The organism is Flexivirga sp. G2, from assembly GCF_055397625.1.
On sequence record NZ_AP039675.1, the window covers coordinates 4,436,600 to 4,448,723 of the forward strand.

Genomic DNA, 12,124 nt, shown 5'->3' on the forward strand with positions numbered 1-12,124 from the left:
CCCGGTCGCACCACTTCCGGTGTCTCCGCGAGTATGCCGCCAACCCCCGACAGGAGTGGCGGCAATGGGCCGAGAGCGAGTTTATCGGTCAACCGGCGTCGGGCGTTAATCGGTCGTCCGCCGTCACGGGCTCGACGCGTGCCCAGCCGTCGGTCGTCGGCGGGACGTACGGATCAGCGGGATCGCGCGGCAGATCCTCCGAGGACTCCCACGACGCCCACGCGATGCCGACATACGCGATCATCCGGATCAGCAGGAAGAAGGCGTATGCCGCGCCCGGCATCGCCTTCGCGGTGTTGCTCGGGCCCGCGATGAACATCCAGGTCATCACGAAGTAGACGACCTCCGCGCCCGCCCACAGCAGGTGTTCGCGCCACCGCAGCGCCACCAGCGCCATCAGCGGCAGCACCCACACGCAGCTCTGCACCGACATCGACTTGCCGGTCAGCAGCACGATCACCAGCATCGTCAGCGCCACCGGTGCCAACTGGGTGCGCATGCCGGGCCGGCCCGTCAGGTAGAGCCCGATCAGGAACGCCACCACCCAGCCGAGCACCGCGATGATCGACGCGGACGCCGCCGGCAGCGGGTGGTGGGCGATGGTCAGCAGGTATGCCGGTGCGCCATACCCGGCGCGCTGGTTCCACCAGGCGCGGTAGGGGTCCAGCGGGTCGCCGCCCATGGCGTAGGCGATGCCTAGGCAGACCACGATCGCCCCGGCCGCGCCGGCCAGGAAGCGGACCAGCGGCTCCCGCACACCGTCGCGCAGCGTGATCAGGACGATCGCGCCGATCAGCACCAGCGGGTAGGTGCGTGCCATCACCGCGGCGCCGAGCAGGATTCCGGCGGCGGCCGGGTGGCGGCGGGCCCACAGCGCCATACCGACCGCGGCGAGCGCGACACCGAGGGCGTCGAACGACACCAGCGCAGCGGTGATCAGCACCGGGCTGAGCGCGACGTGCGCCGCCAACCACGGGGTATCGCGCAGCATCGACGCGGTCGCCAGCGTGGTGAGGGCGATCAGCAGAACGATGATGACCGTGCCGATCGCGAAGTAGACCTGCTGGGTGGCCAGCGCGTTGCCGCCGGGCGTGAGCTGCTTGACCAGCCAGTCCAGGATCGCGGTGAGCACCGGCTCGTTGTGCCCGGCGCCGCCGACGCTCCACGGGGTGCCACCCTTCGGGCCGCCCGACCCGACCGGCAGGTCCGAGTAGCAGGCCCGCCACAGCGCGCCCGGCGAACCCCAGCCGTCCTCGACACAGTGGTTCTTCTGCAGCACACCGAGCGCGACCAGCACCGAGGCGAGCGCCGACAACATGGCCGCGACATACGTCCAGCCACGTCGGCCGATGGCCGCGAAGCGACCCGTCGGCCCGCCGATGATCTGCGTCGCGAGCGCCGCGGGCTCCTCGCCGCGGCTGGGTGAGGTCAGGCGGGTGGGCACAGGCACGACCGCGAGCCTAACCCGCGAGCCTGCGTCGCGGGACGTGCCTGTATGACGTCAGGCCACCTACGGGGTTGCCTTCGGGTCGGATGCCTTCGGCTGGGGGCCGCCGAGAGTCGGTGGCGGCGGCAGCGGCACGGTGCTCGTGGGCGTCGCCGTCGAGGTCGGGCTCGGCGGCTGCGTCGTGGTCGTGCTGCTCGGCGTGCTGGTCGAGCTCGACGAACTGCTGGACGAGGAGCTGCTCGACGAACTGGGCGTGGACGACGGGGTCGCGCTCGTGCTGGTGCTGGTCGGCGCCTCCGACGTCGAGGTCACCGGCGGCGGCGAGTAGGTCTTGGTCGACTTCACGTCCGTGGCCTTCGGCAGCTTGGCGACCGGCTGACCCTTGAGCGCGGCCTGCATGAAGTCGCGCCAGATGGTGGCCGGGATGTCACCACCGTAGAACGACGAGTTGTGCGTCGCCTTGTCCAGCCCGACGGTGCCGGCCTTCGTGCCATTGCCGGCATACATGCCGACCGAGGCCGTCAACTGGTCGGGCGTGAACCCGGTGAACCAGGCGGACTTGTAGTAACTCGAAGTACCGGTCTTGCCGGCCGCTGGCCGCTGGAGCAGGCCGGCCGTCTTGTTCGCGGTGCCGTCGGCGTCCTTCAGCGGACCGGTCATGCCGTTGACCAGATTGGCGGCGACATCCTTGGGCAGCGCCTGCGTCGTGTTCGGGTGTGCGTCGTAGCTGTAATCACCGGCCACGCTGCTGACCTTCTTGATGAAGTACGGGTCGGCCTTCTTACCCTCTGCACTGATCGTGTTGTACGAGTTGGCCATGTCGATCACTCGCACGGCGACGCTGCCAAGGACGTCGGTTGCGACCGGCGCATTCATCCCCTTCAAACTCGACGGGATGCCGAGCTGCTGCGCCGCACCCAACGTCTTGCCGGTGCCGAGGGCCTGATTGAGCCGGACGAAGGCGGTGTTCGAGGACACCGCGAACGCACGCTCCAGAGTGAGCATGCCGAAATGCTCACCGTTGTCGTTGACGATGGGCTGGGAATATCCCTTCAGCTTCAGGGGCGATGCTCCGCTGAACTGCGTCTGCATCGTCATACCGTCCTGCAGCGCGGCCGCCAGACCGAAGGCCTTGAAGCTAGAACCACCCTGCAACTGCGCATCATTCGCGGCGCTGATCTCCTTGGACGCGTCCTCGCCGCCATACATCGCGACGACGGCGCCGTCGGGCTTCTCGGCGACCAGACCGGTGTGCAGGGCGTCGAGCCGCGCCGTCTGCGACGGGACGTTCTTGTGCACGGCGTCGACGGCGGCCTTCTGGGAGTTCTTGTCGATCGTGGTGGTGATGCGCAGCCCGCCGCGGTCGATGTCCTCGGGCGTCAGCTTCAGCTTCTTCTCCAGCTCGGATCGCACCGCCGAGACGATGTAGCCGTTCGGACCGGAGACCTGCTGGGCGTTCGGGTTGTACTTCTTGAAGACCGGCATGTGCGCCTTGGCACGCTCCGCCGGCGTCATCCAGCCCTCCTTGACCATGCCGTCGAGGACGTAGGTCATGCGAGCGTTGGCCCGTGCCTCGGCAGCCGCGCCGTACTGCGGGTCGTAGAGACCGGGGGCGTTGATCACGGACGCGAGGAAGGCTCCCTGGCTGCCGTCCACCTTGTCGATGTCGACACCGAAGTACGCCTGCGATGCGGCCTGTATGCCGTAGGCGCCGCGACCGAAGTAGATGTTGTTGAGATAGGCCTCGAGGATGTCGTCCTTGGACATCTTCCGGTCGATCTTCAGCGCGATCATGATCTCGTTGACCTTGCGCTTGACCGAGCGGTCCTGGGTCAGGAAGTAGTTCTTGACGTACTGCTGGGTGATGGTCGAGCCACCCTGCTCCTGTCCGCCGGACAGTGTGCTCCAGGCCGCGCGCAGGGTGCCGCTGACCGAGACGCCGGAGTTCTTGTAGAAGTTGCGGTCCTCGGCCGCGAGGAACTCGTAGCGGACCTGCTTGGGGACCTTGTCGAGCTTGACGTCCTCGCGGTTGACCGTGCTGAACCGCCCGAGCTCGGTCTTGCCGTCGTTGTAGTAGACGATCGACACCTGCTTGGCGGCGTTGGCCTGCGGCTGCGGAATGGACGTGCGCAGATAGATGATCACCAGCGCGACCACGCCGATCAGGCCGAGCGCGACGAAGCCGAGCACGGTGCGCCAGAAGATCTTGAAGGCCAGCCCGTGTTCCTTCTTGGTACGACGCCGGCCGGAGTTCCCACCGGCACCGGCTGCCGCGGTACGGCGCGCGCGACGCGGCCCGCCGGACGTCGAGGAACCGCCGGCTGCGCCGCGACCGGCCCCATCCTGCTCATCTGTCACTGATGAAGGGTAACCGCCGAGTCAGTGAACCGGGAATCATGCAACTACGACTCGCCCTATTTGCACGATGTATCGATTCGATACATCGTACGGTATGCTCCAGGACACACCCGGCAAGCCCGACAGCCCCGCGAGATCACCAGGAGGTAGCTCATGTCACGACGTGGCGCCATCCTCGAGCTCGCGATCCTGGGCCTGCTGCACGATCAGCCGCTGCACGGTTACGAGTTGCGCAAGCAACTGTCCGGCGTGCTCGGCGCGTTCCGTGCGGTGTCGTTCGGCTCGCTCTACCCCTGCCTTCGCGGCTTGGTCGAGCGCGGCTGGATCAGTGAGCGCACCGCCGGCGACGACCAGGACCGCCAGAACCACCAGGGTCCCGGCCTCGCGGGCAAGCGCGGCAAGATCACCTACGAGCTGACCGCGGAGGGCAAGGAGCAGTTCCAGACGCTCATGGCCCAGACAGGGCCGGCGTCGTGGGAGGACGAGAACTTCGACGTCCACTTCGCCTTCTTCGGCCGAGCCAGCAGTGATGTGCGGTTGCGCATCCTGGAGGGTCGCCGCAGTCGGCTGGAGGAGCGTCTCGACGACTCGCGGGAGCAGTCCCGGCAGCGTCGCGAGCGCACCGACAAATACACCGCCGAGCTGCACCGTCACGGTCTGGAATCCACCGAACGTGAAGTGCGCTGGCTGTCCGAGCTGATCGAGACAGAGCGATCGGCATACCGCACCACCAACCCCGGCACGGCGGCCGCCGCCGACCAGCCGGTCGATGGGGAGATCTCGGAGCAATCCTCCGACCCCAGCGAAGAATCCAACAAGGAGTAGGAAATGGGATCCATTCGCGTCGCCATCGTCGGCGTCGGTAACTGCGCGAGCTCGCTCGTGCAGGGCGTTGAGTACTACAAGGACGCGCCGGCCGACTCGACCGTGCCGGGCCTGATGCACGTGAAGTTCGGCGAGTACCACGTGCGCGACGTCGAGTTCGTCGCCGCGTTCGACGTCGACGCCAAGAAGGTCGGCTTCGACCTGGCCGAGGCCATCACCGCCAGCGAGAACAACACCATCAAGATCGCCGACGTCCCGCCGACCGGCGTGACCGTCCAGCGTGGCACCACCCTCGACGGCATCGGCAAGTACTACGCCCAGACCATCACCGAGGCCGACAGCGAGCCGGTCGACGTGGTCCAGGCGCTCAAGGACGCCCAGGCCGACGTGCTCGTCTCCTACCTGCCGGTCGGCTCCGAGCAGGCCGACAAGTTCTACGCCCAATGCGCCATCGACGCGGGCGTCGCCTTCGTCAACGCCCTGCCGGTCTTCATCGCGTCCGACCCGGAGTGGGCCGCGAAGTTCGAGGCCGCCGGTGTCCCGATCGTCGGCGACGACATCAAGAGCCAGGTCGGTGCGACCATCACCCACCGCGTCATGGCGAAGCTGTTCGAGGACCGCGGCGTCACGCTGGACCGCACCTACCAGCTGAACGTCGGCGGCAACATGGACTTCAAGAACATGCTCGAGCGCGAGCGCCTGGAGTCCAAGAAGGTCTCCAAGACCCAGGCCGTGACCTCCAACCTGACCGGCCCGCTGGCCGGCATCAAGGACGGTCGCAACGTCCACATCGGCCCGTCGGACTACGTGCAGTGGCTGGACGACCGCAAGTGGGCCTACGTCCGCCTCGAGGGTCGCGCCTTCGGTGACGTTCCGCTGAACCTGGAGTACAAGCTCGAGGTCTGGGACTCCCCGAACTCCGCCGGCATCATCATCGACGCGATCCGCGCCGCGAAGATCGCCAAGGACCGTGGCATCGGCGGCCCGCTGCTGTCGGCCTCGTCCTACCTGATGAAGTCCCCGCCGGAGCAGCGTGAGGACAACCTCGGCCGCGCCAAGCTCGAGGCCTTCATCGCCGGCGACGAGCAGCGCTGAGTCTTCTGCTGAGTCTTTTGCTCTGACTCCTCGCAGAACGGCGGGAGCCCCGGACGAACTGGTTCGTCCGGGGCTCCCGCCGTTCTGGTCGTCGTCTCGCGGGCGTCCGCTTGTCGTTCCCTCGGTTGGTCTTGCCTGTCACCTTGGCCGGCTTCTCGGCCGGTCGGCTTGAGCCTCGCCTCTCACCCGGCCATCTTCGTTCGGTCGCCTGATCCTGATCGGCGGGCCAGGCTCAGTCCTTCGGGTATGGCGGCAGGGGGCGGCTCGGTTCGAAACGACCGGCATTGGGCTGCGGTTGCGTGCCGTCGAGGTCGGTGACGCCATACTCCAGCGCCAGCTCCCCGACATCCACGACCTGTCCACTGAAGCGCTGGACCTCCGGGTCGGTCGCGAGCGCCACCATGACGCGGGCGGCATACCGCGGCGTCTCGGTGTTGCCGGCGAGTTCCTCGGCCGGGACCTTCGCCTCCATCAACTCCGTGCGCATCCAGCCGGGCGCGACCGCGATCGCCGGGATGCCCTTGGGCTGCAGGTGATAGCCGAGCGCATAGACGAGCCGGTTCTTCGCGGCCTTGCTCGACTCGTAGGGCAACCAGGCCGGCGGCTCGGGCGTGTGCCAGGTCGAGGTGAGGATGAGTCCCCGGCCGGCCGGTGCCATCGCGAGCTTCAGCGTCAGCATCGAGGTGACGAAGTCCGAATACGCACCGCCGAGCAGCATCGCCCGGAACTGGTCCATCGGCTCGTCCCACACCTCTTCGCCACCGGGCTGCTCGTGGTGATCGTGCCCGCCCCACGCGTTGTTGACGAGTATGTCGATCCGGCCGTGTCGCTCGACGATGTCGCGAACGAGATCCTCGACCTGCACGGGATCGGTGTGGTCGCACCGGTGCCACTCCCCGGACCCGCCGGCGGCCTCGACCTCCTCGACGGTGCGTTCCAGGGTGAGGTCGGCGGGCTCCCGGTGGGTCGGCGCATCGCAGGTGCTGCGGCCGGTGCACACGACATACGCGCCCGCCGCTCCGAACTCGATGGCGCACGCGCGCCCCAATCCGCGAGATGCACCGGCCACCAACACGATTCGCCCGGCGAGCGGCGCGTCCACAGTGCTCATGCCACGTCCCCCAGCTCCGCTGCCACCCGTGCGGCGGCAGCCAGCACCTCCGGCTCCGGTGCTGCCTGTTCGACCGCGTCGACCAGATGCCCCGGACCCTCATGTGCCGATGCCCGCCACCACGGGATCAGCCACACGTGGAAGTGCTCGTATGCCGCCATGGTCGACCACTGGTAGACGCGATCACACCCGAGCGCGCCGCGTATCGCCGTGAGCAGCTGCCCGAGAGCCGGCACGAAGGTGATGGCCTCCCGCGTGTCGAAGCCGGACTGGTCGAGGACGTGGCGCCGGGACTCCAGGACGACGGTGCCGGCCGCCGTCATACCGACCGGTGCTGCGCCCGCCCGCCAGATCCCGTCGTCGAGCAGCCAGCCACCGGGCGGCGATCCACCGCGTTCGGCGTCGTTGCAGAACCAGCAGTCCGCCTGCCCGGCGACGTCGGGGATCACGCTGGTGGGAGCCGTTCGTGTCGCGTCCATGCGTCCACCATCCCGCGACGGGGGCGGCGCCACTTGATCGATTTCGGCATCTTGCGCCGAACCGGTCGCCGTGTCCGCGTGCTCAGGCCTTGGCGGCGAAGACCGGCAGATACGCGTTGGCGTGGCCGTCGGCGGTCGGGTGGTAGGACTCCTCGATGTCCAGGAAGTTCACCGAGTGCAGCCAGCGGTTGCTGTCGCAGATCTCATGCCCGTCGAAGGCGCTGCGCACGTCGGCATACGTGAAACCGGCCTTGGCCGCGGCGGTGCTGGTGATCGAGTCCAGTAGGTCGATGCCGCCGTTGATCGCGACGCGCGACTCCTGGGCGATGCCGGTGCAGTTGTTGTTCAGGTCGTAGAAATCGGGGTACCCGAGGACGACGACGTGCGCGTTCGGTGCCTTGGACTTGATCGCGCTGTAGACCGAGGCGAGCTTGCCCGGCAGGTTGGCGCTCGCGTCGGCCTTCGCGGCGTTCACCTCGTTCACACAGGTGCTGGAGCCGTCCAGGATGCAGTCCTGCATGATGCCGCTGAAGCCGACGTCGTTGCCGCCGATCGTGATGCTGATCAGGGTCGTGCTCGCAGACAGTCCGGAGAGCTGATTGGCAAGAACGTCAGTGGTTTTCGCGCCCGAGCAAGCAACCGAGCTGTATGACGCGGGGCTGTGCTGCTGCGCCCAGAGCGCCGAGTAGGCGTTGGGGCTGCGATCGCAGGACCCGCTGCTGCCGATGTAGTCACCCGCGCCGACGCCCGAGGAGTAGGAGTCGCCCAGCGCGATGTAGTTGACGCCGGATGCGGCGCGGGCCGACATCGCCGGGACGAACGTGAAGGCCAGAGCGGTGGCTCCGACGCCGAGCTTGAGGGTGAGTGAAGCGCGTGACATGTGGGCTCCTTCGCAAGGGTGGCATCGGTCGGTGCCACCACGGATTGAAGTCCTGTCCGCGGTGCGGTGGGCGATTCGGTTCCGTCCCGGGGGAAAGGTTTGCCGTCCGCTTGCCGAACTCGTACCGCCGCGAGGGAAAGTGTTTACACATCGCTCGCTTGCGGGGTGACATCACCACATCCATGCCGGCGGTGCCGGGTAGGTCAGGCGGCGAACGCGTCGATGGCCTCCGCCAGGTCGTCCCCGGTGGCTCCGAGCTGTATGTCGCTGAGCACGCGCGCGATCGCCGGTAGGGCACCGGCGTCGTTCGCGAGCGCCACGGCAGCGGTGCCGGTTTCGGGCAGCGCCAGCAGTGCGGTGCGGTAGCCGGCGAGGCGGCCGTTGAGGTACAGCTGCCCCGAGGGGCCGATCGCCCAGCCGAAGCCGTACCGCATCGGATCACCGTCCTGCGTTCGGCGTGTCGAGATCGTCTCGATCAGCTCCCGGTCGGCCAGGAGGTGCTCGACGAAACGCAACAGGTCGTCGACGGTGGAGGTGAGACCGCCACTCGGGCGACGCGCGCGTGGGTAACCGTCCTCCGGGACGAGGGAGCCGTCGGCATACCCGGGCACGAGGCTCGCCGGAGCCGCGAACGACGTCTCGCGCAGGCCGGCCGGCGTGAGGACGAGTTGCTCCAGCGCGTCCTCGAAACTGCACGACATCAGCTCCGCGGTGACCGCGCCGGCGAGGAAGTAGTTGCCGTTGTAGTACTCCCACCGGGCTCCTGGTCGGCGATCACTTCCCTGGGCCACGACCAACCGACAGGCCGCGACCAGCGCATCGTCACCTTCCCCGACCGTTGCCGCATCGGCGCCCGTCACCGCCGGAGTGAGGCCGGATGTCTGGGCGAGCAGGTGCTCGATGGTGATGTCGGTGTCGGCGACCCACCCGTCGACCAGGCCGGGCAGGACCCGCCGGACCGGCGTGCTCAGCGCCACGTCCGCGGACCGTGCGGCACGCAGGGTCGCCACGGCGGTGAAGGTCTTCGTCAACGACGCGATCCGGAAGACGGAGTGCTCGTCGACGTCACCCGAGGTCGCCGTGCTGCGCCGGCCCGAGTCACTGACGCCGAGCGCTGCCGCGGGGGCCGTGTCGGTGAGCGCGGACAGGTCCGGGATCGCGAATCGAGTCACACGACACAGCTTTTCATGGACGCAGTGGTGCACCGCCGGCGAATTCACTGGCAGCCGTTGCAACCACTGACCTACCGTCGCCGACATGAGGTCCGTGCAGCTCGTGCGATCCGACCGGTTGGCCCCCGCCCCCTATGCGTATGCCGCAACGGCTCCCGCCCTGAGCCGGGTGATCCACTTGGCGGGGGCGTGCCCGCTGCATCCCGACGGCACCACTGCGGCCATCGGCGATGTCGCCGGGCAGGCTCGAATCTGCCTGGAAAACCTGGAGATCGCGCTCGCAGCTGCCGGTGCGCGGTTGACCGATGTCCTCAGCACGCGAGTCCTCGTCGCGACGCAGGACCGGTCCGAGCTGGTTGCCGCATGGGACGTGGTGGCTGCACATTTCGGCGACCACGATGTGCCGAGCACACTCGTCGGTGTGGCGGTGTTGGGCTATCCCGACCAACTGGTGGAGATCGAGGCTGCGGCAGCGGTGGCGGGCGACCCACCGGCCTGAAGGAGCACCTCGCTCGCCTCAACAAAACATAACTAAATGTGTCATTCAGACAAACAATTGCGTCATTGTATTATGATTTCGTCCAGAGCTATCGACTGGGCGCCCGTAGTTCGACACACCAAGGAGCGGCAATGTCGTTGGCAGGAGATGCCGCTGTCCCGACCGGGGTCGCGTCCGGCATCGAGATGATCGACCGGTGCGACACGTCTGAACGCGCCTGGCTCGATCGGGCCGTCGCGGCCGTCACCGCCGAGGCCAATCGCTCGGCCGACACCCACCTGCTCGCGATGCCGCTGCCGGAGGAGTGGGGCATCGACCTCTATCTGAAGGACGAGTCGACCCACCCGACCGGCAGCCTCAAGCACCGGCTGGCCCGCTCGCTGTTCCTCTACGCGCTGTGCAACGGGCAGATCCGCGAGGGCACCACGATCATCGAGGCGTCCAGTGGCTCGACTGCGGTGTCGGAGGCGTACTTCGCGCGGATGCTGGGGCTGCCGTTCGTCGCCGTCATACCGCGCTCCACCAGCTGCCAGAAGATCGCGTTGATCGAATCGTATGGCGGCAGTTGCCATTTCGTGGATCGTGCCGACCAAGCGCACGAGGTGTCCTGTCGGCTCGCGCGGGAGACCGGCGGGCGGTTCATGGACCAGTTCACGTATGCCGAGCAGGCCACCGACTGGCGCGGCAACAACAGCATCGCGGCGTCGATCTTCGAGCAGATGGCGTTGGAGCGTCATCCGATCCCGGAGTGGGTGGTGGTCGGTGCCGGCACCGGCGGCACCAGCGCGACGATCGGGCGCTACTTGCGCTATCGCGGCCACGAAACCCGTTTGTGCGTGGCCGATCCCGAGCACTCGGTCTTCTTCGACGCCTGGAACGAACGCGACTGGCAGCGCACGTGTTCGGAGTCCTCGCGCATCGAGGGCATCGGCCGCCCGAAGGTCGAGGCGTCGTTCATCCCGTCGATCGTCGAGCGCATGGCGCGTGTGCCGGACGCGGCGTCCATCGCCGCGATGCGCTTCCTGGAGGGGCGGATCGGCCGGCACGCCGGAGCGTCGACCGGCACGAACCTGTGGGCCGCGCTGCATCTGGTCGCCGAGATGCGCCGGGCCGGGCGACGCGGCAGCATCGTCACGCTGCTCTGCGACGACGGAAAGCGGTATGACGACACCTATTACAACGACGCCTGGCTGCGCGAGCAGGACTTGGACATCGCACCGTATGCCGAGGCCCTCGAGCGCTTCCTGTCCACCGGCGAGCTCCACGTCGACTGACCCACGGCCCACTAGGGTCGAAAGATGAGCGAGCGCAGCGAGCGACCCACGGGCACAGGCGAATGACAGAGCCCGACGCAGGAGGGACCTGTCATGAGTGATGACGCGCGGGTCGCGGTGTATGTCGACTTCGACAACATGGTGATCTCCCGGTACGACGCCGTGCACGGGCCGGGTCGCTGGCGCAAGGACGATGCGCGCGACCACACTCCCGCCGAGGCCGACAACGAGGTGTCGCGCCGGCTCATCGAGGCCGAGGTCGATCTCGGCGCGATCATCGACTACGCGTCGTCGTTCGGCACCGTCGCGCTCACTCGGGCGTATGCCGACTGGTCGGTCCCGGCGAATGCGGCATACAAGCGGCAGTTGATCGACCGGGCGGTCGACCTCGTGCAACTCTTCGCCACCTCGGGGACCAGGAACGGCGCTGACATACGGCTGTCGATCGACGCGGTCGATGATCTCTTCCAGCACGCCGACATCACGCATGTCGTTGTCGTCGGCGGGGATTCGGACTACATCGCGCTCGCGCAGCGGTGCAAGCGGATGGGTCGCTACGTCATCGGCATCGGCGTCACCGGCTCGACCAGTCGCGCCCTGGTCGCGGCGTGCGACGACTTCAGCTCGTATGGCGACCTGCCCGGTGTCACCGACGTGCCGTCGGCGGACGACGAGCCGGAGCCGCCCACCAAACCCGCCGCCAAGAAGACCGCGGCCAAGCGCACCCGGAAGTCGACGAAGCCCCAGGAGCCGGCCGCGACCACCCTGCTGCGCCGGGCGATCCAGATCGGCGCCGAGAAGAGCGACGACGGCTGGCAGCACTCGTCCAGCCTGAAAGCCAGATGCAGCGGCTGGATTCGACGTTCAAGGAGAAGTCGCTCGGGTTCTCGTCGTTCCGCGCATTCGTCGAGAGCCACGACGACCTGGTGGAGACCAAGCTGCTCGACAACGGTCAGCTGGCGGTCCGGCTGCGCTGACCCGCGG

Annotated in this window: 12 protein-coding genes and 1 pseudogene; 6 read left to right on the forward strand and 7 right to left on the reverse strand. The window is 67.8% G+C overall.

Annotated elements, in window-relative coordinates; translation table 11 throughout:
• Window positions 1–88: 88 nt before the first annotated feature.
• Together ACZ50J_RS21465 and ACZ50J_RS21470 are read right to left on the reverse strand one after the other, a co-directional pair.
• Window positions 89–1,450, reverse strand: coding sequence for a glycosyltransferase 87 family protein (locus ACZ50J_RS21465; protein ID WP_464299188.1), 1,362 nt, complete (start codon window positions 1,448–1,450; stop codon window positions 89–91).
• Between the two features lie 60 nt (window positions 1,451–1,510).
• Window positions 1,511–3,805 carry a transglycosylase domain-containing protein gene (locus tag ACZ50J_RS21470; protein WP_464299189.1) on the reverse strand — a complete coding sequence of 765 codons (2,295 nt, stop codon included), beginning with the start codon at window positions 3,803–3,805 and terminating at the stop codon, window positions 1,511–1,513.
• A 153-nt stretch (window positions 3,806–3,958) separates the two neighbouring features.
• On the opposite strand from ACZ50J_RS21470, the gene ACZ50J_RS21475 reads away from it, so the two are divergent.
• Entirely contained in the window at window positions 3,959–4,630 is a 672-nt protein-coding gene (locus ACZ50J_RS21475; protein WP_464299190.1) for a PadR family transcriptional regulator, read from the forward strand.
• Between the two features lie 3 nt (window positions 4,631–4,633).
• The gene (locus ACZ50J_RS21480) at window positions 4,634–5,725 is read left to right on the forward strand and encodes an inositol-3-phosphate synthase (RefSeq protein WP_464299191.1); all 1,092 of its coding nucleotides are present in this window, start codon (window positions 4,634–4,636) and stop codon (window positions 5,723–5,725) included.
• A 232-nt stretch (window positions 5,726–5,957) separates the two neighbouring features.
• Here the strand turns inward: ACZ50J_RS21480 and ACZ50J_RS21485 are convergent, their stop codons facing one another.
• The 4 genes from ACZ50J_RS21485 to ACZ50J_RS21500 form a co-directional block, all read right to left on the reverse strand.
• Window positions 5,958–6,836, reverse strand: coding sequence for an SDR family NAD(P)-dependent oxidoreductase (locus tag ACZ50J_RS21485; protein ID WP_464299192.1), 879 nt, complete (start codon window positions 6,834–6,836; stop codon window positions 5,958–5,960).
• Window positions 6,833–7,315 carry a hypothetical protein gene (locus ACZ50J_RS21490; protein ID WP_464299193.1) on the reverse strand — a complete coding sequence of 161 codons (483 nt, stop codon included), beginning with the start codon at window positions 7,313–7,315 and terminating at the stop codon, window positions 6,833–6,835. The genes ACZ50J_RS21485 and ACZ50J_RS21490 overlap by 4 nt, the downstream gene beginning before the upstream one ends.
• 82 nt (window positions 7,316–7,397) lie before the next feature.
• Window positions 7,398–8,195 carry an SGNH/GDSL hydrolase family protein gene (locus ACZ50J_RS21495; RefSeq protein ID WP_464299194.1) on the reverse strand — a complete coding sequence of 266 codons (798 nt, stop codon included), beginning with the start codon at window positions 8,193–8,195 and terminating at the stop codon, window positions 7,398–7,400.
• Window positions 8,196–8,398: 203 nt separating this feature from the next.
• Complete coding sequence (locus tag ACZ50J_RS21500; RefSeq protein WP_464299195.1) at window positions 8,399–9,367, reverse strand: serine hydrolase domain-containing protein; 969 nt, start codon at window positions 9,365–9,367, stop codon at window positions 8,399–8,401.
• 85 nt (window positions 9,368–9,452) lie between these two features.
• On the opposite strand from ACZ50J_RS21500, the gene ACZ50J_RS21505 reads away from it, so the two are divergent.
• From ACZ50J_RS21505 to ACZ50J_RS21515, 3 genes and pseudogenes are all read left to right on the forward strand, one after another.
• A complete protein-coding gene (locus ACZ50J_RS21505; protein ID WP_464299196.1) occupies window positions 9,453–9,866 on the forward strand; it encodes a Rid family hydrolase in 414 nt (137 codons plus the stop codon).
• Window positions 9,867–10,051: 185 nt separating this feature from the next.
• A complete protein-coding gene (locus ACZ50J_RS21510) occupies window positions 10,052–11,140 on the forward strand; it encodes a PLP-dependent cysteine synthase family protein (protein WP_464301382.1) in 1,089 nt (362 codons plus the stop codon).
• 138 nt (window positions 11,141–11,278) lie between these two features.
• Window positions 11,279–11,707 (forward strand): annotated as a pseudogene (locus ACZ50J_RS21515) (NYN domain-containing protein); the annotation flags it as partial.
• On the opposite strand, the gene ACZ50J_RS21520 reads toward ACZ50J_RS21515, so the two are convergent.
• Entirely contained in the window at window positions 11,695–11,904 is a 210-nt protein-coding gene (locus ACZ50J_RS21520; RefSeq protein WP_464301394.1) for a hypothetical protein, read from the reverse strand. The pseudogene ACZ50J_RS21515 and the gene ACZ50J_RS21520 sit on opposite strands and share 13 nt — an antisense overlap.
• A gap of 78 nt (window positions 11,905–11,982) precedes the next feature.
• Between ACZ50J_RS21520 and ACZ50J_RS21525 the strand changes: the two genes are divergently transcribed.
• On the forward strand, window positions 11,983–12,117 hold the full coding sequence (locus ACZ50J_RS21525) for an OST-HTH/LOTUS domain-containing protein (protein WP_464301395.1): 135 nt from the start codon (window positions 11,983–11,985) through the stop codon (window positions 12,115–12,117).
• Window positions 12,118–12,124 lie beyond the last annotated feature (7 nt).

Bases quoted from the DNA above. Each gene is read 5' to 3' on its own strand.
- ACZ50J_RS21475 (WP_464299190.1), top strand. From the start codon at position 3,959: ATGTCACGACGTGGCGCCATCCTCGAGCTCGCGATCCTGGGCCTGCTG.
- ACZ50J_RS21480 (WP_464299191.1), top strand. From the start codon at position 4,634: ATGGGATCCATTCGCGTCGCCATCGTCGGCGTCGGTAACTGCGCGAGC.
- ACZ50J_RS21485 (WP_464299192.1), bottom strand. From the start codon at position 6,836: ATGAGCACTGTGGACGCGCCGCTCGCCGGGCGAATCGTGTTGGTGGCC.
- ACZ50J_RS21490 (WP_464299193.1), bottom strand. From the start codon at position 7,315: ATGGACGCGACACGAACGGCTCCCACCAGCGTGATCCCCGACGTCGCC.
- ACZ50J_RS21495 (WP_464299194.1), bottom strand. From the start codon at position 8,195: ATGTCACGCGCTTCACTCACCCTCAAGCTCGGCGTCGGAGCCACCGCT.
- ACZ50J_RS21505 (WP_464299196.1), top strand. From the start codon at position 9,453: ATGAGGTCCGTGCAGCTCGTGCGATCCGACCGGTTGGCCCCCGCCCCC.
- ACZ50J_RS21510 (WP_464301382.1), top strand. From the start codon at position 10,052: ATGATCGACCGGTGCGACACGTCTGAACGCGCCTGGCTCGATCGGGCC.
- ACZ50J_RS21525 (WP_464301395.1), top strand. From the start codon at position 11,983: ATGCAGCGGCTGGATTCGACGTTCAAGGAGAAGTCGCTCGGGTTCTCG.